Source organism: Nitratireductor sp. PBL-C9 (genome assembly GCF_050877045.1).
GTDB classification, from domain to species: Bacteria; Pseudomonadota; Alphaproteobacteria; order Rhizobiales; family Rhizobiaceae; genus Nitratireductor; species Nitratireductor aquimarinus.
Genome location: NZ_JBPAXW010000006.1, coordinates 98,236 through 116,459, shown reverse-complemented (window position 1 = coordinate 116,459; position 18,224 = coordinate 98,236). Strand labels below are relative to the sequence as shown.

The following is an 18,224-nucleotide window of genomic DNA, read 5'->3' as shown; positions in this document are numbered from 1 at the left end:
ATTTTTTTTATGAACCTTTCTCCAGCGTGCAGCGACTGACGAATGCTGGAGCATCGGACCGAAAAGTGGAAACCGGTTTTCGGATAATTCCGTTGCTCCATCAAGAGCTTAGGTCGTCCTTGTGCGTCCGTATGGACGCACGGCGATCCGGGGCGCGAATGCCCCTTCTGAAAAACGCTACTGGAGAAACAAAATGTCCTATTCGTTCAACGCACGTCGCTTCGCCATGGTCGCCGCATCGCTTGCCATGATCACCGCAACCGGTCTGCCGACGGCAGGCGTCGCCGGCCAGTTTGCACTGGCCCCGCAGATGGCCGGTCCCGCCATGAACTGCTCGGTTCCCAATCACGTGGTCTGTACCATCAGCAGCGCCAAGGGGCTGAAGCTGGTGAAGATCACCGCCAACACGCCGCAGGGCAGCGTGAACCTGGTCAACAAGTCCTACAATGGCTGCCCGAAACAGGTGCAGGTTTCCTGGGACTCGGCCTACCAGATGGCCGGCAAGCAGATCGTGGAATGCAATGGCGGGGGCTTCCGGCTCAAGGCGCGTTGAAGCGCCACCCTCTGATCACCAACACCCGGACGATGCCGCCGGGTACGGGTGGCGGGGCAGCCCGCACAGGTGGCATCAAGCGTGAGACCCGCAGGCTTTCGCCAGCGGGTCTCATCGCATTTCTGGTGTCAGGCGTTCCCGCCTGACCGTAGATCGTCCTTCGAGCGTCCTGATGGACGCACGGCGATCTAGTCGCTCATCTTCAGCGCCTGGATGAAGGCTTCCTGCGGAATCTCCACCTTGCCGAACTGGCGCATGCGCTTCTTGCCCTCTTTCTGCTTCTCGAGCAGCTTGCGCTTGCGGGTCACGTCGCCGCCGTAACACTTCGCCGTCACGTCCTTGCGCATGGCCGAAATGGTTTCGCGCGCGACCACCTTGCCGCCAATGGCAGCCTGGATCGGGATCTTGAACATGTGGCGGGGGATCAGCTCCTTGAGCTTCTCACACATGGCGCGGCCGCGCTTTTCGGCAGCCTGCCGGTGCACCAGCATGGAGAGCGCGTCGACCGGCTCTTCATTGACGAGAACCGACATCTTCACCAGATCGCCTTCGCGATATCCGATGATCTGGTAGTCGAAGCTGGCATAGCCCTTGGTGATGGATTTGAGCCGGTCATAGAAGTCGAACACGACTTCGTTGAGCGGCAGCTCGTAGGTCACCATGGCGCGCTTGCCGACATAGGAGAGGTCGGTCTGGATGCCGCGACGATCCTGGCAGAGTTTGAGGATCGGGCCGAGATAATCGTCCGGCGTCAGGATCGTCGCCTTGATCCACGGCTCCTCGATCGTGTCGATGCGCACAATGTCCGGCATGTCGGCGGGGTTGTGCAGCTCCACCTGGTCACCGGAGGTGAGGTTCATGCGGTAGACCACGGAAGGCGCGGTGGCGATCAGGTCGAGATTGAACTCGCGCTCAAGCCGCTCCTGAATGATCTCCAGATGCAGAAGGCCGAGGAAGCCGCAGCGGAAGCCGAAGCCGAGCGCCGCAGAGGTTTCCATCTCGAACGAGAACGAAGCGTCGTTGAGGCGCAGCTTGCCCATGGCGGCGCGCAGGTCTTCGAAGTCTGCGGCATCGACCGGGAACAGGCCGCAGAACACCACCGGCTGCGCCGGCTTGAAGCCCGGCAGGGGCGATGTGGTCTGGCGCTTGTCTTCGGTGATCGTATCACCGACGCGGGTGTCGGCCACTTCCTTGATCGAAGCCGTGATAAAGCCGATCTCGCCGGGGCCAAGCTCGTCCACCATCACCATCTTCGGGGTCATCACGCCAACCCGGTCCACCGGATATTTGGCGTCGGTGCCCATCATGCGGATGGTCTGGCCCTTCTTGAGCTTGCCGTCGATCACGCGCACCAGCACGATCACGCCGAGATAGGCGTCGTACCAGCTGTCGACCAGCAGCGCCTTGAGCGGGGCTTCCCGGTCGCCGCCTTCGGGGGCGGGGAGGCGGGTGACGATGGCTTCCAGAACATCGTCGATGCCCACGCCGGTCTTCGCCGAAATCGGGATCGCGTCGGAGGCGTCGAGGCCGATCACCTCTTCGATCTGCTCTTTCACGCGCTCGGTGTCGGCTGCGGGCAGATCCACTTTGTTGAGAACGGTGACGATCTCATGATCGTTGTCGATGGCCTGATAGACATTGGCCAGCGTCTGCGCTTCGACGCCCTGGCTGGCGTCGACCACGAGAAGCGAACCCTCGCACGCCGAAAGCGAACGCGAGACTTCATAGGCGAAGTCCACGTGGCCGGGCGTGTCGATCAGGTTCAGCACATAGTGCTCGCCGTTTCGCGCATCATATTCGAGGCGCACGGTCTGGGCCTTGATGGTGATGCCGCGTTCACGCTCGATGTCCATCGAGTCGAGGATCTGATCCTTCATCTCGCGATCGGCCAGCGAACCCGTCATCTGGATCAGCCGGTCGGCAAGGGTCGACTTGCCATGGTCGATATGCGCGACGATGGAAAAGTTGCGGATATGGGAAAGTGGCGTGTTCGTCATGTCGCAGGCTCTAGCAGGCGGCCTCATTTTCGACAAGCATATTGCGCTGGCAGATTGCAGCGTATGCAGCGGCAGAGTGCGCTTTTCGGAAAATGAGGCCTCTTATTGTACCGACGGCGCGCCCACCATATATGCTCGGGATGAGCGATCCAGACAGACACAAACTCGGCCTCCTGATCCATGACGTCGCGCGATTGATGCGCCGGCGCTTTCAGGAGAAGGGCAACGAGTACGGACTTTCATCCGCTCAGTGGGGACTTCTGTTCCGGTTGATGAAAGAAGACGGCGTGCCGCAGGCGCGGCTGGCCGAGTTTCTGGAAGTGGAGCCGATCAGCGTTTCGCGCATGGTCGACCGCATGGCCGAGAATGGCTGGGTGGTGCGGCGCGCGGGCAGAATGGACCGGCGCGTGCGCATGATCCACATCACCCAGAAAGCGCGTGAAGCCTGCGACAGCATTCGGCAGATCAGCACGTCTGTCTATGACGAAGCGCTTCTTGATATGGCCGAGGACGAGCGCAGGGTTTTGGTTGGCGCGCTCAACAAGATGGCCGCCAATCTCTGCGCCACGGTGTCCGGGGGCAACGGGCAGACCGCCTGCCCGTAAGCGCGTCTCTCACTCCGCAACCAGTTTGCGATAGAGATGCCATGTCGCGTGGCCTAGGATCGGCATGACCACGGCAAGGCCCGCGAAGAGCGGCAGCGATCCCACAAGCAGTGCGCCTGCAACGAGCAGGCCCCAGAGTGCGATGGGCACCGGATTGGTGCTCGCCGCCCGCACGGATGTGATGATGGCGGCCACGGCGCCGCAATCGCGATCAAGCAGCATCGGAAACGCAATGGACGTGGTGATCAGCACCACCAGGGCGAAGATGAAGCCGATGGCATTGCCAAGCAGCAGAAGCATGAAGCCTGCATCCGTCGTGAACAGGGTCTCGAGAAATTGCGTCATCGATGCCGGCGGTTCGGGACCGAGCAGACGCGTGTAAAGCCCCTGCGCGACGAGAAGCCACGCTATGAACATCGCAAAGAGCATCGCGCCGACCGCCACAATGGACGGGATGGCCGGTGATCTGCGCACGTCGAATGCATGCCGCCAGGATGTATCGAGCCCGGCTTCGCGCCGCCGGCTGATCTCATAGAGGCCGAGTGCCGCGAACGGGCCAAGCAGGGCAAAGCCCGAGACGAGCGGGAACAGGAGCGGCAGCGCATTTGCGCCCGACGCCCAGTAGATGAGAACCACACCGACCAGCGGATAGATGAGGCAGAGAAACGCATAGTGCGATGGCTTCTGCCAGAAGTCGTCGAGCCCGCGTCCAAGCGCGTCGATCACATCCGACGTGGTGATCTTTCGAACGGCCGGCAATGTGAGTGTCTTGTCGGTTCCGGCCATGACGTGAAAACCAGTCATTTTCTGACCTCCCGGATTGGCCGGGTTGCAGGCCGCAGCCCGGCGACAGCATGGCGGGGAGTATAGGCCCCGTGCTGCCTTACGGCGAGGCGCGGGCCGGTCACATCTTGCGGAGCGCGGGTTGAACGCCGTCAGTCGGTTTTCGGGAAGAACACCCGTTTGGCGAAGGGCGCGCTCGCGCCATGCAACACGACCGACAGAAGGATGGCGAAAACCGCGATGTCGGTGATGGCGCTGGCGGCGTCGAAACCTGACTGGTCGACGACGAGGATGAGGTAGAGCACGGAGGCAAGCCCGCGCGGGCCGAACCATCCGACAAAGAGGCGCGCGCGCAGCGTCGTGTCGGTTCCCAGCATGGCGAGTAGCACGGGAACCATGCGGATAACGGTGAGGCTGAGGGCTGCGTAGATGAGACCGGGCAGAAGCGGTGTCTCGAAGGCCTGCGGCAGCAGCGCCGCACCGAACAGGAGGAATGTGAGATTGGTGAGGATCGATCCTTCCGTCATGGCGAAATTGCTCATGCCGGCGACCGTGTGCGCGGGCAGGCGCCAGCCAAAGGCAAGGCCGGCCGAGAAGGCGGCGAGGAAGCCATTGCCACCGGTCAGCTCCGCCGCGAGATAGGCAAGCCCCGCCAGCGTGACCATGATCGGGGTGCGCCCTGCCGGGTTGGAAAGGCGTCGCAGCAGCGCAAACTCGCTGGCGACCGCACCCAGATAGCCGACCGCCAGACCGACCAGCGGCCCGAACACCACCTGCTTGACGAAGAAGGTCGCATGCCCCGCCATGCCCTGGCCGCTGCCTGTGTCGGCCGCAAGAGCAAGTGCGATCAGAAGCAGCGGCAGGCACAGCCCGTCATTCAGCCCGCTCTCCACATCGAGCGCCTCGCGTTCCACTTCCGGCAATCCGTCATTGCCGAAAACGGGCTGCGCCAGTGCTGCATCGGTGGGGGTCAGAACGATGGCCAGAACCAGCGCGCCGAACAGGCCGAGCGTGGGGAACAGCGCCATGCCGGCCAGCGTGCCGGCAAGGATGGTGAGCGGAATGCCGATGAACAGAAGCCGCGCAGACAGAAGCGCGGTGGCGCGCTCCGCCATGACGCCGGAAATTCGGATATTGGCCGCATCGCGAAACAGGATGATCGCCAGCGTTGCCGTGGCGAGGAACTCGACAATGGAATTGCCGAGCGCGGCGGTGAGGTTGCTGTCTGCCTCGAAGAAGCCGTAGCCCAGCGCGGTGAAAAGCATCGGGCCGGAAAGGACCGAGGCTTCGAGCCTGCGCGAGACCAGCGAGTAGGCGGTGAAGCAGAGGAACAGAAGCGCCAGCGCTGCGTGAAGCTCCATCAGCTGTTTCCGTTCTCTTCAGACGTCTGGTCGTCCTTGCGTTCGGCCCAGTTGAGCGTCTTGTAGTCGAAGCCGAAAGTGAGCGTCGGCTTGACGATGGCAAAGTAGGGCGAAAGGTCGAAATCGCGTGGCGTGAACAGGCTGTGGTGGCGGATGTGCAGGATCTCGCGCCGTGAATAGGCCGACTCCGCCGAGGCATGCCCCTTTGCTTTCACCGTTTCCGGCAGGATCGGGTAGCGCACGCCCTGAAAGGCTTGGGCGATGAGCGAGGAGCAGATGGCGCGGGTGGGATCGCCCGAGCCGAGCGCGATCATGCGTCGCCGCCAGCGCACCGGAACGGGTGGCGTGGGCATGAAATAGCGCAGCAGATCGAAGATGTTACGCATGTCGTAGCGTAGCCCGAGCTTGCCGACCATGAAGTCAATGATGGCGTTCCGGTCATCCGGAGTGAGGCCGCTCGCCCGGCAGATGCGGGTGTTGTAGGTCTTGTACTTTGAAAGCGGCACGGCGATGCAGCCATCACCGAGAATGACCTCCACGAGGCGTGGCCGCTCGGAGCCGTCTTCCGGCTCGGGCAGCGCGTCGCCGACATAGAGCGCGGCATGGCTCCAGGTGGACTGGGTGAGATATTTGATCGCTGCCGAGATGCGCTGGTTGCCCTCGATCAGAAGAATGTCACCGGGCTGCAGGGTGCGGTGCAGGGTTTCCGGGTCGGACGGGGTGTAGGGCTGATAGCCTGAGGATTCGCTCTGCAGTCGCCGCGCCAGAAACCGGCCGAGCCGGTCGAGCAGGGTGCTGGATTGTTCGCTCATGCGCTCCCGTCCGCCAATCAAGCAGCATTATCCGGTTCGCTCATGGGGCGAACCATTCGACGTTGCAGACCCTAGAGCATCAAACCGAAAAGTGGAATCCGGTTCTCAGTTCTTCCCATGCTCCGTCAAATGTTTGGTCGTCCTTTTGCATTGAAGCGGACATGCAGCGATCTGTCGGTGGCGTCGTTCAGGGCTGGCGCTTTGGCACCCGTGTTTCGACGCTCGCGACAAGCGATTGACTTTATTCAATCGTTTGATTAAATTTGATGCATGAAACAGCGCAATCATGATTTAACGGGCGCTGGTGCGCGTCTTTCTTCGGCAGAGCACACGCGGCTTTCGCTCATTCAGGCCGGGCTGAAGCTGTTTGGCGAGAAGGGCTATGACGGCACAACGACGCGGGAGATCGCGAGTGCGGCCGGGGCCAATATCGGGTCGATCTCCTACCATTTCGGCGGCAAGGAGGGGCTGCGCGCGGCCTGTGCGGATCACATCGTCGAGCTGGTCGGCGGCATCGCGGGCAGCGCTCTCGATGTGCCGTCCGAGGCGACGGGGCAGCTCGATCCGGCCGCAGCGCGCGCCATCCTGATGCGGGTTCTCGAAACCATGACGGGCTTCATCGCTGCGCGGCCCGAAGCGGGCCTGATCGTCAAATTCGTTCTTCGGGAACTGGCCCATCCCACCGTTGCGCTCGACCGCATCTATGACGGTGTTTTCGCGCCGGTGCACACACGCCTCTGCCAGGTGTGGGAAGCAGCCACCGGCCGGCCGGCGGAGAGTGACGAGACCAAGCTCACCGTTTTCACGCTGATCGGGCAGCTCGTCTATTTCCGCATCGCCAGCGAGGCTGTGCAGCGGCGCATGGGGTGGAGCGATATCGGCAGCCGTGAGGCCGCAGCCATCACAGCCATCGCCAGCAGCAATCTGGAAGCCATTCTGACCGCGCAGACGCGCGACAAGGACACAAAGTCATGAGCATGCTTTGCGCAATTCCTCTTCTGGCAGGTTTCCTGTCTGGCTGCAGTGGCGAGGCCCCGCTGGCCGTCGGCTATGTGGAAGGCGATTATGTGTTGCTTGCGCCCACCGAGGTTGGTCAGCTGAGCGCGGTGCCCGTGCGGCGCGGCGCAATCGTTGAGGCGGGCGCGACCGTCGCCATGATGGATGAGACGGATGCGCGGATCGCCGTGCGTCAGGCCGAGGCGGGGCTGGCCGAAGCGGAGGCGCATCTCGCCGACCTTCAGGAGGCGAAGCGCCCGGAAGAGATCGCCGTCCTGGAAGCTGCGCTTTCGTCCGCCAATGCCGAGGCGGCGGAAGCCGGGCGCGTGCTCTCGCGCACGCAGGACTTGTTTCGCCGGGGCATTGCCGCGCAGGCCGAGCTCGACAAGGCGAAGACGGCCAAGGAGCTGGCGGACACGCGCATAGGCCAGGCCGAGGCCAATCTGGCCGTTGCCCGCCTGCCAGCCCGCGCCGAGGCGATCAAGGCCGCGGCCAAGCGCCGCGATCAGATGGAAGCGGCGCTGGAGCAGGCGCAATGGCGTCTTTCCGAACGCGCCATCAAGGCCCCAGCCGCCGGCCGCATCGATGATGTGATCCGCAATGCCGGAGATGTGGCCGGCCCCTCCGCGCCGGTGGTTTCGCTGTTGCCGGATGGCGAGGTGAAGCTCAAGGTCTATGTGCCGGAAGCCGCGTTCTCCAGCGTGCAGCCGGACGCGTTGCTGGCGGTCAATTGCGATGGCTGCGCACCGGGGCTGACCGCACGCATTTCCTATATCTCGCCCGAGCCGGAGTTCACGCCGCCGGTGATCTATTCGCTCGAGACGCGGCAGAAACTCGTCTACCTCATTGAGGCGCGACCGGAGGGGGACGCCCGCAGTCTTCAGCCGGGGCAGATCGTCGATGTGCGCCTCAAGGCAGACGCGCAATGAACGCCATCGACGTCCACGGTCTCGTCAAGCGGTTCGGCGACAAGACCGTCGTGAACCAGGTGACCATGCAGGTCGCCAGAGGGGAAATCGTCGGCTTTCTCGGGCCGAACGGTTCGGGCAAGACAACGACGATCCGCATCATGTGCGGGCTTCTGACCCCGGATGAGGGAGAGGGCACGGTGCTCGGCTACGATCTGCGGAGCGAGGGGCTCAGGATCAAGCGCGAGGTCGGCTACATGACGCAGCGCTTCTCCTTCTATGAAGACCTCACCATTGCCGAGAACCTGGCCTTCGTCGCGCGGCTTTACGATCTGAAGCCGGTCGGTGCGCATGTGGATCGCACGCTGGAGGATCTGGGCCTCACCTCGCGCCGCAACCAGCTTGCCGGAACGCTTTCCGGCGGCTGGAAGCAGCGACTGGCGCTGGCCGCCTGCATCATGCATCAGCCAAAGCTCCTGCTTCTCGATGAGCCGACAGCGGGTGTCGACCCCAAGGCGCGCCGCGAGTTCTGGGACGAGATCCACCGGCTTGCCGCCGACGGTCTGACCGTTCTCGTCTCGACCCACTACATGGACGAGGCCGAGCGCTGCCACCGCATCTCCTACATCTCCTACGGCACGCTTCTGGCCACCGGAACGGTGGCGGACGTCGTGCGGGATGCGGGGCTTGTCACCTATCTGGTGGACGGGCCGAAACTCGAACAGCTCGCCGCCGAGCTGCGGCAGCGGCCGGGCGTCGAGCAGGTTGCGCCCTTCGGCGCGAGCCTGCACGTGGTGGGCTCGGACGAAGCCGCGCTCAAGGCTGCGCTGGCCGACCTTGAAGGGCGCGACGGCGTGACCGTTTCGCGCGGCGAGACCAGTCTTGAGGATGTCTTCATCCAGTTCATGGCCAATTCGACGGACAACATGCAATGAACCGCATCTTCTCCCTTGGCCGTCTCATGGCGCTGCTCATCAAGGAGTTCATCCAGATGCGGCGCGACCGCATCACCTTCGGGATGATGCTCGGCGTTCCGCTCATGCAGCTCGTGCTGTTCGGCTATGCGATCAACAGCGATCCGAAGGCCCTGCCGGCGGCGCTCGTTTCGCTGAGCCAGGATCACTACAGCCGGGCCATGGTCTCTGCGCTGGAGAATACGGACTATTACCGCTTCGACCATGTGGTGGGCAGCGCGGAAGAGGCCGAGCATCTGATGGCGAGCGGTGAGGTGGTGTTTGTCGTCACCATCCCGTCGGACTTTGCGCGCCGGGTCGACCGGGGGCAGCGCCCGCAAATCCTCATCGAGGCCGACGCCACCGATCCATCGGTTGCCTCCGGGGCCATTTCCACGTTGGGCACGGTCGCCGCCGAGGCGCTTCTGCGCGAGCGTGGCGTGCCCGCCTCCGAGGCAAAGCCCGCCGACCGGCTCGAGGTCATCGTGCACCGCCGCTACAATCCCGAAGGGCTCTCGCAGTACAACATCGTGCCCGGTCTTCTGGGCGTCATCCTGCAGATGACCATGGTGATGATGACCTCCATCGCGCTGACGCGCGAGCGCGAACGCGGCACGATGGAAAACCTGCTCGCCATGCCCGCCAGCCCGCTGGAGATCATGCTGGGCAAGGTGCTGCCCTATCTCGTCGTGGGCGCCGTGCAGGTGGCCGTCATTCTGGGGGCAGCGAAGCTGCTGTTCGGCGTGCCCTTCGTGGGCAGCCTGTGGCTGCTTCTGGTGGCGGTGCTGATCTTCGTGCTGTCGCTGGTTCTGCTCGGTTACACGATCTCCACCGTGGCGCGCACGCAGATGCAGGCCATGCAGCTCACCTTCTTCTTCTTCCTGCCATCGCTCCTTCTCTCCGGTTTTATGTTCCCGTTTCGCGGCATGCCGGAGTGGGCGCAGTGGCTTGGCGAGATCTTCCCGCTCACTCATTTTCTGCGCGTGATCCGCGCCGTGATGCTGAAGGGAGCTGACCTGCCGGCCATCGCGTTCGAGACAGGCATTCTGGTGCTGTTCATCTTCATCTATGCCGGGTTTGCGCTGTTGCGCTTCCGCCGGACGCTGGATTGATCTGGATGTTTCTTGGGACATCGGCTTCACCCGAAAACCGGTTTCCACTTTTCGGTCCGATGCTCTGGGCCAAGCGAATGGTTATGACTGAATAAGCCATGAGCGTTGACGCGGGCGCACTTGGTTCTTAAATTAGAATAATTCTAAACAATGGATTGCCCGGACAATGCTCTCTCGCTTCTTAGGTTCCTCCCGCCGCTCCTTCTCATCGCTGACTGAACAGGAAATTCTCGCTCTCGCCATCTCGTCGGAAGAAGATGATGCGCGCATCTACCGCGCCTATGCGGACGGTCTGCGCGAGGACTTTCCGCATTCTGCCGCCGTGTTCGAGGAAATGGCGAAGGAAGAGGACGGACATCGCGCCGCGCTGATCGAGGCGCACCGCGCACGGTTCGGCGAGCGCATTCCGCTGATCCGTCGTGAGCATGTGCGCGGCTATTACGAGCGCAAACCCGACTGGCTGGTGCGTCCGCTGGGACTGGAGAAGGTGCGTGCGCAGGCAGAGCAGATGGAAGACCAGGCGCACCGCTTCTATGTGGAAGCGGCCAAGCGCACGGAGGATGCGGGCATCCGCAAGCTGCTTGGCGACCTTGCCGCTGCAGAAAAGGCGCATGAATCGCTGGCGCACCGGCTTTCGGAAAAACATCTGGGCGCAGACGAGCGCGCCGAGGAAGACCAGACAGAGCACAAACAGTTCGTTCTGACCTATGTCCAGCCGGGCCTTGCCGGCCTGATGGACGGCTCCGTCTCCACGCTGGCACCCATCTTCGCCGCCGCCTTCGCCACCGGCGACACCTGGCAGACCTTCCTGGTCGGTCTCGCCGCCTCCATCGGCGCAGGCATCTCCATGGGCTTCACCGAAGTGGCGTCGGACGATGGCGTGATCTCGGGTCGCGGCTCGCCGATCAAGCGCGGCATCACCACCGGCATCATGACCACGGTGGGCGGTCTCGGCCACGCGCTGCCCTATCTGATCCCGCATTTCTGGACCGCGACGATCATCGCCTTCATCATCGTGTTCGTCGAGCTTTGGGCAATCGCCTGGATCCAGAACCGCTACATGGAAACCCCGTGGAGCCGCGCCACCTTCCAGGTGGTGCTCGGTGGCGCGCTGGTGTTTGCCGCAGGCATGCTCATAGGCAACGCCTGACCGGGCTAAACCGACCGACGGGCCGCGTCATGCATGGCGCGGCTGTCGGCGGGTGCTTCGGCCCGTTCCGTCATTCCGTAATCGCGCAGGACATGGGCGATGCGTAACCGGTAGCCGGCAAATATGCCGTTCCGCCCGGCGCGCTGCGCCTGCCTGTGTTCCTCGGTGTTGCGCCAGGCTTTCACCGCTTCCTCATCGCGCCAGAACGAGAGCGAGAGCACCCGGTTCCCGTCATTGAGGCTCTGGAACCGTTCGATGGAAATGAAGCCATCCACGCCGTCGAGCATCGGGCGTAAGTCTGCGGCTATGCCGAGATAGGCATCGCGCTTTCCTGCCGCCGGCTCCACTTCGAAGATCACCGCGATCATGGCTGCACCCATTTCGCATGGGGAGCGGAGGCAAGTTTCAGAAACATGCGGTCCTCCTTCAGGATGAAACGTTCGCGCTTTGCGAATTCATAATTCGCGCGGCCTTCGGGGCTTGCAGCAAGCCTCGCCCGGTACTCTTCGTAAGCTGCGAGACTGTCCAGATTGTAAACGCCATAGGCGGTGGTCGTGGAGCCCTCATGTGGTGCGAAATAGCCGATCAGGTCCACGCCTGCGCGCGGGATCGCCTGACCCCAGTTGCGGGAATACTCCTCGAAGGCGTCTCGCTTGAAGGGATCGATCTCGTAGCGGATGAAGCAAGTGATGGTCATGGGGGTGGTTGTCTCCTGCCGACATGCTTCGGTCGGTATCGAAGCATTTTCGGGTTTTCTGTGTCAGATGTCCCAGAAGGGTTTTGCGCATTCGCGCTGCACGTCGCGGCGGGTCAGGCCCACATCGCGCAACTGTTCGTCGGTTAGGTCTGTTAGCGTGCGCCTCTGCCGATAGCGTTCCGAGGCCAGCGCAAGGCGCGCTGCGAAACACTGCAGCATGACGGTGATCGACAGGGGGCGGCGTGCGTCCCCCATCGAAGGTGGCGTCAATGGTTTTCCATAGGGGCGCATCGCTTTCTCCCTGGTTCGACAAGGAGAGAATAGCGCTTGCTGCACATGCACACTTTGATTAGCATCGAACTATGAAAGCAGGAACGGACCTCGCCCAGATTGCCAGCCTCGTCGGAGATCCGGCGCGCGCCAACATGCTGGCTGCGCTGATGGGCGGCACGGCTTTGACGGCCAGCGAACTGGCGGTCGAGGCCGGCGTCACCCTGCCGACGGCGAGCGCCCATCTTTCCAGGCTGACCGAGGGCGGACTGCTGCGCATGGCGCGGCAGGGCCGTCATCGCTATTACGCGCTGTCCGATCATCAGGTGGCGGGCATGCTGGAATCCATCATGGGGGTCGCGGCGGCGCTGGGGCCGCGAAAAGTGTTGCCCGGTCCGCGCGACACGGCCATGCGCGAAGCGCGCATCTGCTACGACCATCTGGCGGGCGAGGCGGGCGTCGCCATGTTCGATGCCTTTGCCGGGCGTGGTTTTCTGACCATCGATGGAGAGGATGTGAGCCTGACGGAAAAGGGCGCTGGCTTCTTCTGCGATTTCGGGCTCGACATTGAGGCGATGCGCAGGAAGCGGCGGCCGATGTGTCGCTCCTGTCTGGACTGGAGCGTGCGGCGTTCGCATCTGGCAGGCAGTCTCGGCGCGGGCATGCTCGACCGCTTCATCGCGCTGAACTGGGTGCGGCGGAAAAAGGAAAGCCGCATCATCCGCTTCACACCACCCGGGCGCACGGGTTTCGACAAGCTGCTGCGGGAGGCCTGAGCCAGCGCGAAACGCAGGCGTGGCCGTTTCCTTCCGCGCGGCTTTGCGCCATGGTCGCCCCTCACCAATGATTCCAACAAAGCTCTGCCGGGGACAATGATGAACACCGAACTGCTGCGCAGGCTCTGCGAAACGCCGGGCGCGCCGGGCCATGAAACGCGCGTCCGCGCGCTCATCGAAAAAGAGATCGAGGGACTGTTCGACGAAGTGCGGACCGATCCGATGGGCTCGCTCCTGTGCGTGCGCAAGCCGCGCAAGAAGACCAAGGGCGATCCGCTCAAGATCATGCTTCTGTGCCACATGGACGAGATCGCCTTTCTTGTGACCCATGTGACCGAGAAGGGCTTCCTGCATCTCGATCCGGTTGGCGGCTTTGATCCGCGCAACCTGTTTTCCCGCCGTGTGCTGATCTGCACCGAGAGCGGCGACTACAAGGGCGTGATGAACCCCGCCGGCAAGCCGATCCACATTCAGAGTGCGGAAGAGCGCAAGAAGGTGCCGGAGCCGGGCGATTTCATCGTCGACATGGGGCTTGGCGAAAAGGCGCGCGATCTGGTGCAGGTCGGCGACTTCGTGGTGATGGACGAGCCTTTCCTCGAAATGGGTGACAAGTTCGTCTCCAAGGCGCTCGACAACCGCGTCGCCTGCTGGCTTGGCATCGAGGTGATCCGCGCGCTGGAGGAAGCCGGCACGAAGCATGATTGCGAGATCCATGTGGCCTTCACGGCGCAGGAAGAGGTTGGCCTGCGCGGCGCGCGCACGGCGGCCTATGCGGTCAAGCCGGATATCGGTCTCGGCATTGACACCACGCTTGCCTGCGACACGCCGGGCATTGGCGAGCATGAAGCGGTGACAAAGCAGGGGCAGGGCTTTGGCCTGCACGTGAAGGACTCGTCCTTCATTGCCGATCAGGCGCTGGTGCGTGAAGTCGAACAGCTCGCCAAGAAGAAGGCGATCCCCTACCAGCGCACCATTCTGGCCCGTGGCGGCCAGGATGGCGCGGCAGCCCAGCAGGCCGCCGCCGGTGCGCGCGCCGTGGGCATCGTGGTGGGCACACGCTACATCCACACCGTGACCGAGATGATCGACCGCAACGACCTTCAGGCCGCACTCGACATCATCGTTGCCTATCTGGGCGAAAACTGAGACTGAAGCGCCGCCGCGCCGCGCAGAACTGTGGCGCGGCGGCCACACCGTAAAACTCGCTGAACGCGCAGCCGTTTTCTGCCTTCAAACGGGCACAAACCGGGGCGAAATCCGACCGGCATTCACAGAGCGTTCACCTTGTGAATGTAAAGCTTGAGACAGTTGTAACAGGCGGTTTTGGAGGAGCCGCCACCGGTTGGACGAGACCCATGGCACTTTTTGTACGTTGTATTGCCGCCCTTCGTGAGTTCATCGCGCCGCGCTACCATCCGGAGCGCCACTATATGCGCGGTCCCGGCCCTGCCTGCCAGAAGCGTGGCAGCGGTTCGGCCACGGCAGCCTGACGGCAGCGCTCACTCACAATATCTGACGATCACCGGCTTTCCGGCTGCCGCGCCCAGTTCGTGGCATTCATCTGCCGTGCACAATTGCCAGCCGGAGCCTGTTGCGCCCGACGCCGCAAGGGCAAGTTCGCTCTGTGGCGGCAGGGTCGGGCGGTAGGTCCACCAGCCATTTTCAAAGCGCGCTTCGGGCGGCGGTTCCATGCCCGCGCCCGATCCCTGAACGCGCGCCTCGACAAGTTCGAGCCCGGCAGGGCCTGCCCGCCAGTCTTCTTCCCAGCGGATCTTCTCGACCGAATGCGTCCATGACAGGGTGAAAAGCGCCGCCCCGAGGGTCAGCGCCTTTCCGCCTGCCAGAACGCATATGCTCATTCGCCGGCCCGCTTTTCCTGAGGCGCGTGCGCCATGCGGGTGCGATACCAGTGCTGACCGAGGAACAGGGCCGCAAGCGCGAAGCCGAGTTCATCGGTAACAGGAAGAGCCGCGATCAGGGTGAAGGCCGCGACCGCTGCAAGGACGCGCTCCCAGATGGCGAGTTTCGAGCGCAGGAAGCCGATCACCGCAGCCCCCCACAGCGCGATCGCCAGCAGCGCCTTGAAGACGATGTAGGCGACCGCCGGATAATAGCCCCAGGCCTCGGCCAGCGGACCGCCATCCTGAAGCATCAGCGCCGGTGTGTAGACCGCCATGAAGGGTATCACGAAGCCGGCGGCGGCCACCTTGATCGCTTCCATGGAAATCTTGAGGCCGTTTTCCTTGGCAATGGGGCCGGCGGCGAAACAGGCAAGCGCAACAGGTGGCGTCAGATCGGCCAGAATGCCGAAATAGAACACGAACATGTGGCTGACGATCAGCGGCACGCCGAGCGCCAGAAGCGCCGGGCCGGCAATCGACGAGGTGATGATGTAGTTGGGGATGGTCGGAATGCCCATGCCCAGAATGATGCAGGTGATCATGGTGAGCACGAGCGAGAGGAACAGGCTCTTCTCACCCACCGAGACGATGAACTGGCCGAACGTGTTGGCGACGCCGGTCAGGGTCATGGTTCCGATGATGATGCCGACCACGGCACAGGCCACGCCCACCGGCAGCGCTGTCTTCGCGCCCTCGGCAAGCGAGTCGCGGCAGACGGCCAGCGTCTTGCGCCCGCCATCGACGAACAGGTTCGCGACGATCAGCACAAGGGCGGCGATCAGGATCGCCGTTATGCCGTAGCTGAAGAAGCTTGCCGCAACGAGGCCGAGACCGACCCAGAAGATGACCCGCAGCACCTGGCCGGGAAGACCGAGCGCCACCGAGCCGCCGAGGATCAGCAGAACCGTCAGCGACAGCCCGATCGTGCCGGCGAAGAGCGGCGTATAGCCGGAGAAGAGGAGGTAGACGAGCACGGCCAGCGGCAGAATGAGATACCAGCCCTTGCGCAGCGCCTTGCGGGGAGAAGGCAGCTCCGAGCGCGGCAGGCCATGCAGGCCATATTTGCCGGCTTCCAGATGCACCATCCAGAAGGCGGAGGCGAAGTAGAGCACGGCGGGAATGATCGCCGCCTTGACCACCTCGTAATATTCGATGCCCAGCGTCTCGGCCATGATGAAGGCCACGGCGCCCATCACCGGCGGCATGATCTGCCCGCCCATGGAGGCGGTGGATTCGACGCCACCGGCAAAGGCCGCGCGGTAGCCGAAGCGCTTCATCAGCGGGATGGTGAACTGGCCGGTGGTCACCACATTGGCGACGCCCGAGCCGGAGATCGTGCCCATCAGGCCGGACGAGATGACCGACACCTTGGCCGCGCCGCCGCGCGCATGGCCCACGAGGCCGAGCGACACATCGGTGAAGAGCTTGATCATGCCGGCGCGTTCGAGGAACGAGCCGAACAGGATGAACAGGAAGATGTAGGTGGCCGACACGTAGATCGGGATGCCGTAAATGCCTTCCGTGCCATAGGCCATGTGGTCGATGACCTGGCTGAAATCATAGCCGCGATGGTTCAATGGTGAGGGCAGGTATTGCCCGAACAGGCAGTAGGCGAGAAACGCGCCGGAGATGATCGGCAGGGCCGGGCCCATCAGCACATAGGCGGCGGCGAACACCGTGACCAACGCAATGACGCCGAACACGATGTCGATGGGTAACGGATCGCCGGCCCGCAGGAGCAGCGGCTTGTATTCGACATACTGATAGAGCGCCACGGCCACGCCGGCGAGCGCCAGTCCCCAGGCCAGCGCCTTGATGGCCGGCGCGCTGCCGCGGGCCTGGACCACCAGCGGAAAGACCAGCAGCGTCAGAAAGCCCACATGGAACGCACGCACCACCTGGCTCGGCAGGTTCAGCACATGGGCGGCGGTGGCGATCTGGTAGAGCGAGAAGATCACCGCGATCCAGAAAAGGAACCGCCCGATGCGGTCGGTGCCGAACTCGCCATGGGCGTGATCGTGCAGGTCTGCCTGGTCCGCGCCTGTCGTCTGGCCGGTTTCACTCTTGCTCATTGGGCGCTCCGCTTCCCCATGCTCTTGTTCGGGCCTTGCCGATTGTCCGCTCGTTGTCCGCTCGGGCGCCACAGGGGGCGCCGCAGGGGGCACCGCAGCGGCGCGAGGGCTCGGCATTCGGGCCTTCCTGTCACACCCCGCGCCGGAGCGTGACAGGAAGGCCCCGTCGCTGGACGGGGCCTCGCCTCACTAGCCTAGAGCAGGCCCTTTTCCTTGTAGTAGCGCTCTGCGCCGGGGTGCAGCGGCAGCGGCAGGCCCTTGGGGCCATTCTCGGCGGAGATCGCCTTGGCGGCGGCATGAGCGGCCACCATGTCGTCGAGGTTCTCGAAGAGCTGCTTGGTCATCTCGTAAGCAACCTCGTCGGAGACATCCGAATGCGATACGAGAATGTTGGTGATGGCCAGCGTCGGCACATCCTCGCTCTGGCCCTCATAGGTGCCGGCGGGAATGGTTGCCGCGATGAACGGCGCGCCCAGCGTTTCGGCAACGCTGTTGGGCACCGACACGAGGGTCACCGGCAGCGACAGCGCCAGATCCTTGATGGATGCAACGCCCAGACCGGCCGACTGCAGCGTGGCGTCGAGCTGGCGGTTCTTGATCAGCTCGACGGATTCGCCGAACGGCAGATACTCGGTCTTGCCGAGATCGTCATAGCTCATGTCCATCGCGCCGAAGATGCGCTGGGCGTTGAGCTCGGTGCCGGACTTCGGTGCGCCGACGGAAAGGCCCTTGCCCTTCAGGTCACCGAATTCCTTGATGCCGGATTCCTGCGAAGCAACGATCTGGATGTAGTTGGGGTAGATCGCGGCGATGGCGCGCAGCTTGTCGAGCTTCTGGTTGAAGCCGGCTTCCGCGTCGCCTTCCCAGGCCGACTTCACGGAATCGCCGAGCGCGAAGGCGATCTCGCCACGGCCCTGCTGCAGCAGGTTCAGGTTTTCGACCGAAGCCTTGGTCGACTGCACCTGCGTGCGCACGCCGTCGATCTTTTCGCCGTAGATCTTGGAAAGCTGGGAGCCGAGCGGATAGTAGACGCCCGAAGTGCCGCCGGTCAGCACGTTGATGAATTCCTGGGCCATGGCGCCTGCGGGCGCGAGGCCCAGCGAAAGCGCAACCGCGCCGGCTGCGAGATACTTCCTGCTTGCTGATAACATCTTGTCTCCTCCGCTGTTTAACAGTTCGGCAGGCATGGCGGCCTGCGCCATGCGTGACTGTAGACAACCGCACGCCCTTGCCAACCGGAAAGCGGCAGGCAAAGGGAAAAACGGCCTGTCAAAGCCG

The 18,224-nt window shown here is 63.3% G+C and carries 20 protein-coding genes; 10 read left to right on the top strand and 10 right to left on the bottom strand.

The window, feature by feature from the left end; translation table 11 throughout:
- Window positions 1-193 precede the first annotated feature (193 nt).
- Complete coding sequence (locus ACRTG1_RS14045) at window positions 194-553, top strand: hypothetical protein (RefSeq protein WP_432516432.1); 360 nt, start codon at window positions 194-196, stop codon at window positions 551-553.
- Between the two features lie 188 nt (window positions 554-741).
- Here the strand turns inward: ACRTG1_RS14045 and lepA are convergent, their stop codons facing one another.
- Window positions 742-2,550: a translation elongation factor 4 gene (gene lepA, locus ACRTG1_RS14040; RefSeq protein WP_113153702.1), complete on the bottom strand. Its 1,809-nt coding sequence runs from the start codon at window positions 2,548-2,550 to the stop codon at window positions 742-744.
- 140 nt (window positions 2,551-2,690) lie between these two features.
- On the opposite strand from lepA, the gene ACRTG1_RS14035 reads away from it, so the two are divergent.
- Window positions 2,691-3,155, top strand: coding sequence for a MarR family winged helix-turn-helix transcriptional regulator (locus ACRTG1_RS14035; protein ID WP_206546522.1), 465 nt, complete (start codon window positions 2,691-2,693; stop codon window positions 3,153-3,155).
- A 9-nt stretch (window positions 3,156-3,164) separates the two neighbouring features.
- Here ACRTG1_RS14035 and ACRTG1_RS14030 read toward each other — a convergent pair whose 3' ends face one another.
- The 3 genes from ACRTG1_RS14030 to ACRTG1_RS14020 all read right to left on the bottom strand — a co-directional run bounded on the left by ACRTG1_RS14030 (window position 3,165) and on the right by ACRTG1_RS14020 (window position 6,111).
- Complete coding sequence (locus tag ACRTG1_RS14030) at window positions 3,165-3,959, bottom strand: DUF2189 domain-containing protein (RefSeq protein ID WP_297563680.1); 795 nt, start codon at window positions 3,957-3,959, stop codon at window positions 3,165-3,167.
- 131 nt (window positions 3,960-4,090) lie between these two features.
- Window positions 4,091-5,299: a cation:proton antiporter gene (locus ACRTG1_RS14025; protein ID WP_299939508.1), complete on the bottom strand. Its 1,209-nt coding sequence runs from the start codon at window positions 5,297-5,299 to the stop codon at window positions 4,091-4,093.
- Window positions 5,299-6,111 carry a YiiX/YebB-like N1pC/P60 family cysteine hydrolase gene (locus ACRTG1_RS14020; protein ID WP_432516431.1) on the bottom strand — a complete coding sequence of 271 codons (813 nt, stop codon included), beginning with the start codon at window positions 6,109-6,111 and terminating at the stop codon, window positions 5,299-5,301. The genes ACRTG1_RS14025 and ACRTG1_RS14020 overlap by 1 nt, the downstream gene beginning before the upstream one ends.
- A 270-nt stretch (window positions 6,112-6,381) precedes the next feature.
- Between ACRTG1_RS14020 and ACRTG1_RS14015 the strand changes: the two genes are divergently transcribed.
- From ACRTG1_RS14015 to mbfA, 5 genes are all read left to right on the top strand, one after another.
- A complete protein-coding gene (locus ACRTG1_RS14015; RefSeq protein ID WP_432516430.1) occupies window positions 6,382-7,086 on the top strand; it encodes a CerR family C-terminal domain-containing protein in 705 nt (234 codons plus the stop codon).
- Window positions 7,083-8,036, top strand: a complete 954-nt coding sequence (locus ACRTG1_RS14010; protein WP_113153708.1) for an HlyD family secretion protein — start codon at window positions 7,083-7,085, stop codon at window positions 8,034-8,036. Before ACRTG1_RS14015 ends, ACRTG1_RS14010 begins: the two co-directional genes overlap by 4 nt.
- A complete protein-coding gene (locus ACRTG1_RS14005) occupies window positions 8,033-8,950 on the top strand; it encodes an ABC transporter ATP-binding protein (RefSeq protein WP_206546527.1) in 918 nt (305 codons plus the stop codon). Before ACRTG1_RS14010 ends, ACRTG1_RS14005 begins: the two co-directional genes overlap by 4 nt.
- Window positions 8,947-10,080, top strand: a complete 1,134-nt coding sequence (locus ACRTG1_RS14000; RefSeq protein ID WP_206546528.1) for an ABC transporter permease — start codon at window positions 8,947-8,949, stop codon at window positions 10,078-10,080. The genes ACRTG1_RS14005 and ACRTG1_RS14000 overlap by 4 nt, the downstream gene beginning before the upstream one ends.
- Window positions 10,081-10,246: 166 nt before the next feature.
- The gene (gene mbfA, locus ACRTG1_RS13995) at window positions 10,247-11,230 is read left to right on the top strand and encodes an iron exporter MbfA (RefSeq protein ID WP_113153711.1); all 984 of its coding nucleotides are present in this window, start codon (window positions 10,247-10,249) and stop codon (window positions 11,228-11,230) included.
- Between the two features lie 5 nt (window positions 11,231-11,235).
- Here the strand turns inward: mbfA and ACRTG1_RS13990 are convergent, their stop codons facing one another.
- The 3 genes from ACRTG1_RS13990 to ACRTG1_RS13980 form a co-directional block, all read right to left on the bottom strand.
- Window positions 11,236-11,598: an antibiotic biosynthesis monooxygenase family protein gene (locus tag ACRTG1_RS13990; RefSeq protein WP_297560970.1), complete on the bottom strand. Its 363-nt coding sequence runs from the start codon at window positions 11,596-11,598 to the stop codon at window positions 11,236-11,238.
- The gene (locus tag ACRTG1_RS13985) at window positions 11,595-11,927 is read right to left on the bottom strand and encodes an NIPSNAP family protein (protein ID WP_113153712.1); all 333 of its coding nucleotides are present in this window, start codon (window positions 11,925-11,927) and stop codon (window positions 11,595-11,597) included. Before ACRTG1_RS13985 ends, ACRTG1_RS13990 begins: the two co-directional genes overlap by 4 nt.
- A 63-nt stretch (window positions 11,928-11,990) precedes the next feature.
- Window positions 11,991-12,197, bottom strand: a complete 207-nt coding sequence (locus ACRTG1_RS13980; RefSeq protein WP_432516429.1) for a DUF1127 domain-containing protein — start codon at window positions 12,195-12,197, stop codon at window positions 11,991-11,993.
- 92 nt (window positions 12,198-12,289) lie between these two features.
- On the opposite strand from ACRTG1_RS13980, the gene ACRTG1_RS13975 reads away from it, so the two are divergent.
- The 3 genes from ACRTG1_RS13975 to ACRTG1_RS13965 all read left to right on the top strand — a co-directional run bounded on the left by ACRTG1_RS13975 (window position 12,290) and on the right by ACRTG1_RS13965 (window position 14,463).
- Window positions 12,290-12,973: an ArsR/SmtB family transcription factor gene (locus ACRTG1_RS13975; RefSeq protein WP_432516428.1), complete on the top strand. Its 684-nt coding sequence runs from the start codon at window positions 12,290-12,292 to the stop codon at window positions 12,971-12,973.
- Window positions 12,974-13,072: 99 nt separating this feature from the next.
- Window positions 13,073-14,119: a M42 family metallopeptidase gene (locus ACRTG1_RS13970; RefSeq protein WP_113156108.1), complete on the top strand. Its 1,047-nt coding sequence runs from the start codon at window positions 13,073-13,075 to the stop codon at window positions 14,117-14,119.
- A 209-nt stretch (window positions 14,120-14,328) separates the two neighbouring features.
- Window positions 14,329-14,463 carry a hypothetical protein gene (locus ACRTG1_RS13965; protein ID WP_261397498.1) on the top strand — a complete coding sequence of 45 codons (135 nt, stop codon included), beginning with the start codon at window positions 14,329-14,331 and terminating at the stop codon, window positions 14,461-14,463.
- Between the two features lie 9 nt (window positions 14,464-14,472).
- On the opposite strand, the gene ACRTG1_RS13960 is transcribed toward ACRTG1_RS13965, so the two are convergent.
- The 3 genes from ACRTG1_RS13960 to ACRTG1_RS13950 all read right to left on the bottom strand — a co-directional run bounded on the left by ACRTG1_RS13960 (window position 14,473) and on the right by ACRTG1_RS13950 (window position 18,097).
- Window positions 14,473-14,832 carry a DUF1850 domain-containing protein gene (locus ACRTG1_RS13960; RefSeq protein WP_206549112.1) on the bottom strand — a complete coding sequence of 120 codons (360 nt, stop codon included), beginning with the start codon at window positions 14,830-14,832 and terminating at the stop codon, window positions 14,473-14,475.
- Window positions 14,829-16,946: a TRAP transporter permease gene (locus ACRTG1_RS13955; RefSeq protein ID WP_432516427.1), complete on the bottom strand. Its 2,118-nt coding sequence runs from the start codon at window positions 16,944-16,946 to the stop codon at window positions 14,829-14,831. Before ACRTG1_RS13955 ends, ACRTG1_RS13960 begins: the two co-directional genes overlap by 4 nt.
- A 194-nt stretch (window positions 16,947-17,140) precedes the next feature.
- Entirely contained in the window at window positions 17,141-18,097 is a 957-nt protein-coding gene (locus tag ACRTG1_RS13950; protein ID WP_113156109.1) for a TAXI family TRAP transporter solute-binding subunit, read from the bottom strand.
- Window positions 18,098-18,224: the final 127 nt, after the last annotated feature.

Excerpts from the sequence above, each read along its gene's own strand:
- ACRTG1_RS14045 (WP_432516432.1), top strand. The coding sequence starts at position 194 with ATGTCCTATTCGTTCAACGCACGTCGCTTCGCCATGGTCGCCGCATCG.
- lepA (WP_113153702.1), bottom strand. The coding sequence starts at position 2,550 with ATGACGAACACGCCACTTTCCCATATCCGCAACTTTTCCATCGTCGCG.
- ACRTG1_RS14035 (WP_206546522.1), top strand. The coding sequence starts at position 2,691 with ATGAGCGATCCAGACAGACACAAACTCGGCCTCCTGATCCATGACGTC.
- ACRTG1_RS14030 (WP_297563680.1), bottom strand. The coding sequence starts at position 3,959 with ATGACTGGTTTTCACGTCATGGCCGGAACCGACAAGACACTCACATTG.
- ACRTG1_RS14025 (WP_299939508.1), bottom strand. The coding sequence starts at position 5,299 with ATGGAGCTTCACGCAGCGCTGGCGCTTCTGTTCCTCTGCTTCACCGCC.
- ACRTG1_RS14020 (WP_432516431.1), bottom strand. The coding sequence starts at position 6,111 with ATGAGCGAACAATCCAGCACCCTGCTCGACCGGCTCGGCCGGTTTCTG.
- ACRTG1_RS14015 (WP_432516430.1), top strand. The coding sequence starts at position 6,382 with ATGAAACAGCGCAATCATGATTTAACGGGCGCTGGTGCGCGTCTTTCT.
- ACRTG1_RS14010 (WP_113153708.1), top strand. The coding sequence starts at position 7,083 with ATGAGCATGCTTTGCGCAATTCCTCTTCTGGCAGGTTTCCTGTCTGGC.
- ACRTG1_RS14005 (WP_206546527.1), top strand. The coding sequence starts at position 8,033 with ATGAACGCCATCGACGTCCACGGTCTCGTCAAGCGGTTCGGCGACAAG.
- ACRTG1_RS14000 (WP_206546528.1), top strand. The coding sequence starts at position 8,947 with ATGAACCGCATCTTCTCCCTTGGCCGTCTCATGGCGCTGCTCATCAAG.
- mbfA (WP_113153711.1), top strand. The coding sequence starts at position 10,247 with ATGCTCTCTCGCTTCTTAGGTTCCTCCCGCCGCTCCTTCTCATCGCTG.
- ACRTG1_RS13990 (WP_297560970.1), bottom strand. The coding sequence starts at position 11,598 with ATGATCGCGGTGATCTTCGAAGTGGAGCCGGCGGCAGGAAAGCGCGAT.
- ACRTG1_RS13985 (WP_113153712.1), bottom strand. The coding sequence starts at position 11,927 with ATGACCATCACTTGCTTCATCCGCTACGAGATCGATCCCTTCAAGCGA.
- ACRTG1_RS13975 (WP_432516428.1), top strand. The coding sequence starts at position 12,290 with ATGAAAGCAGGAACGGACCTCGCCCAGATTGCCAGCCTCGTCGGAGAT.
- ACRTG1_RS13970 (WP_113156108.1), top strand. The coding sequence starts at position 13,073 with ATGAACACCGAACTGCTGCGCAGGCTCTGCGAAACGCCGGGCGCGCCG.
- ACRTG1_RS13965 (WP_261397498.1), top strand. The coding sequence starts at position 14,329 with ATGGCACTTTTTGTACGTTGTATTGCCGCCCTTCGTGAGTTCATCGCG.
- ACRTG1_RS13960 (WP_206549112.1), bottom strand. The coding sequence starts at position 14,832 with ATGAGCATATGCGTTCTGGCAGGCGGAAAGGCGCTGACCCTCGGGGCG.
- ACRTG1_RS13955 (WP_432516427.1), bottom strand. The coding sequence starts at position 16,946 with ATGAGCAAGAGTGAAACCGGCCAGACGACAGGCGCGGACCAGGCAGAC.
- ACRTG1_RS13950 (WP_113156109.1), bottom strand. The coding sequence starts at position 18,097 with ATGTTATCAGCAAGCAGGAAGTATCTCGCAGCCGGCGCGGTTGCGCTT.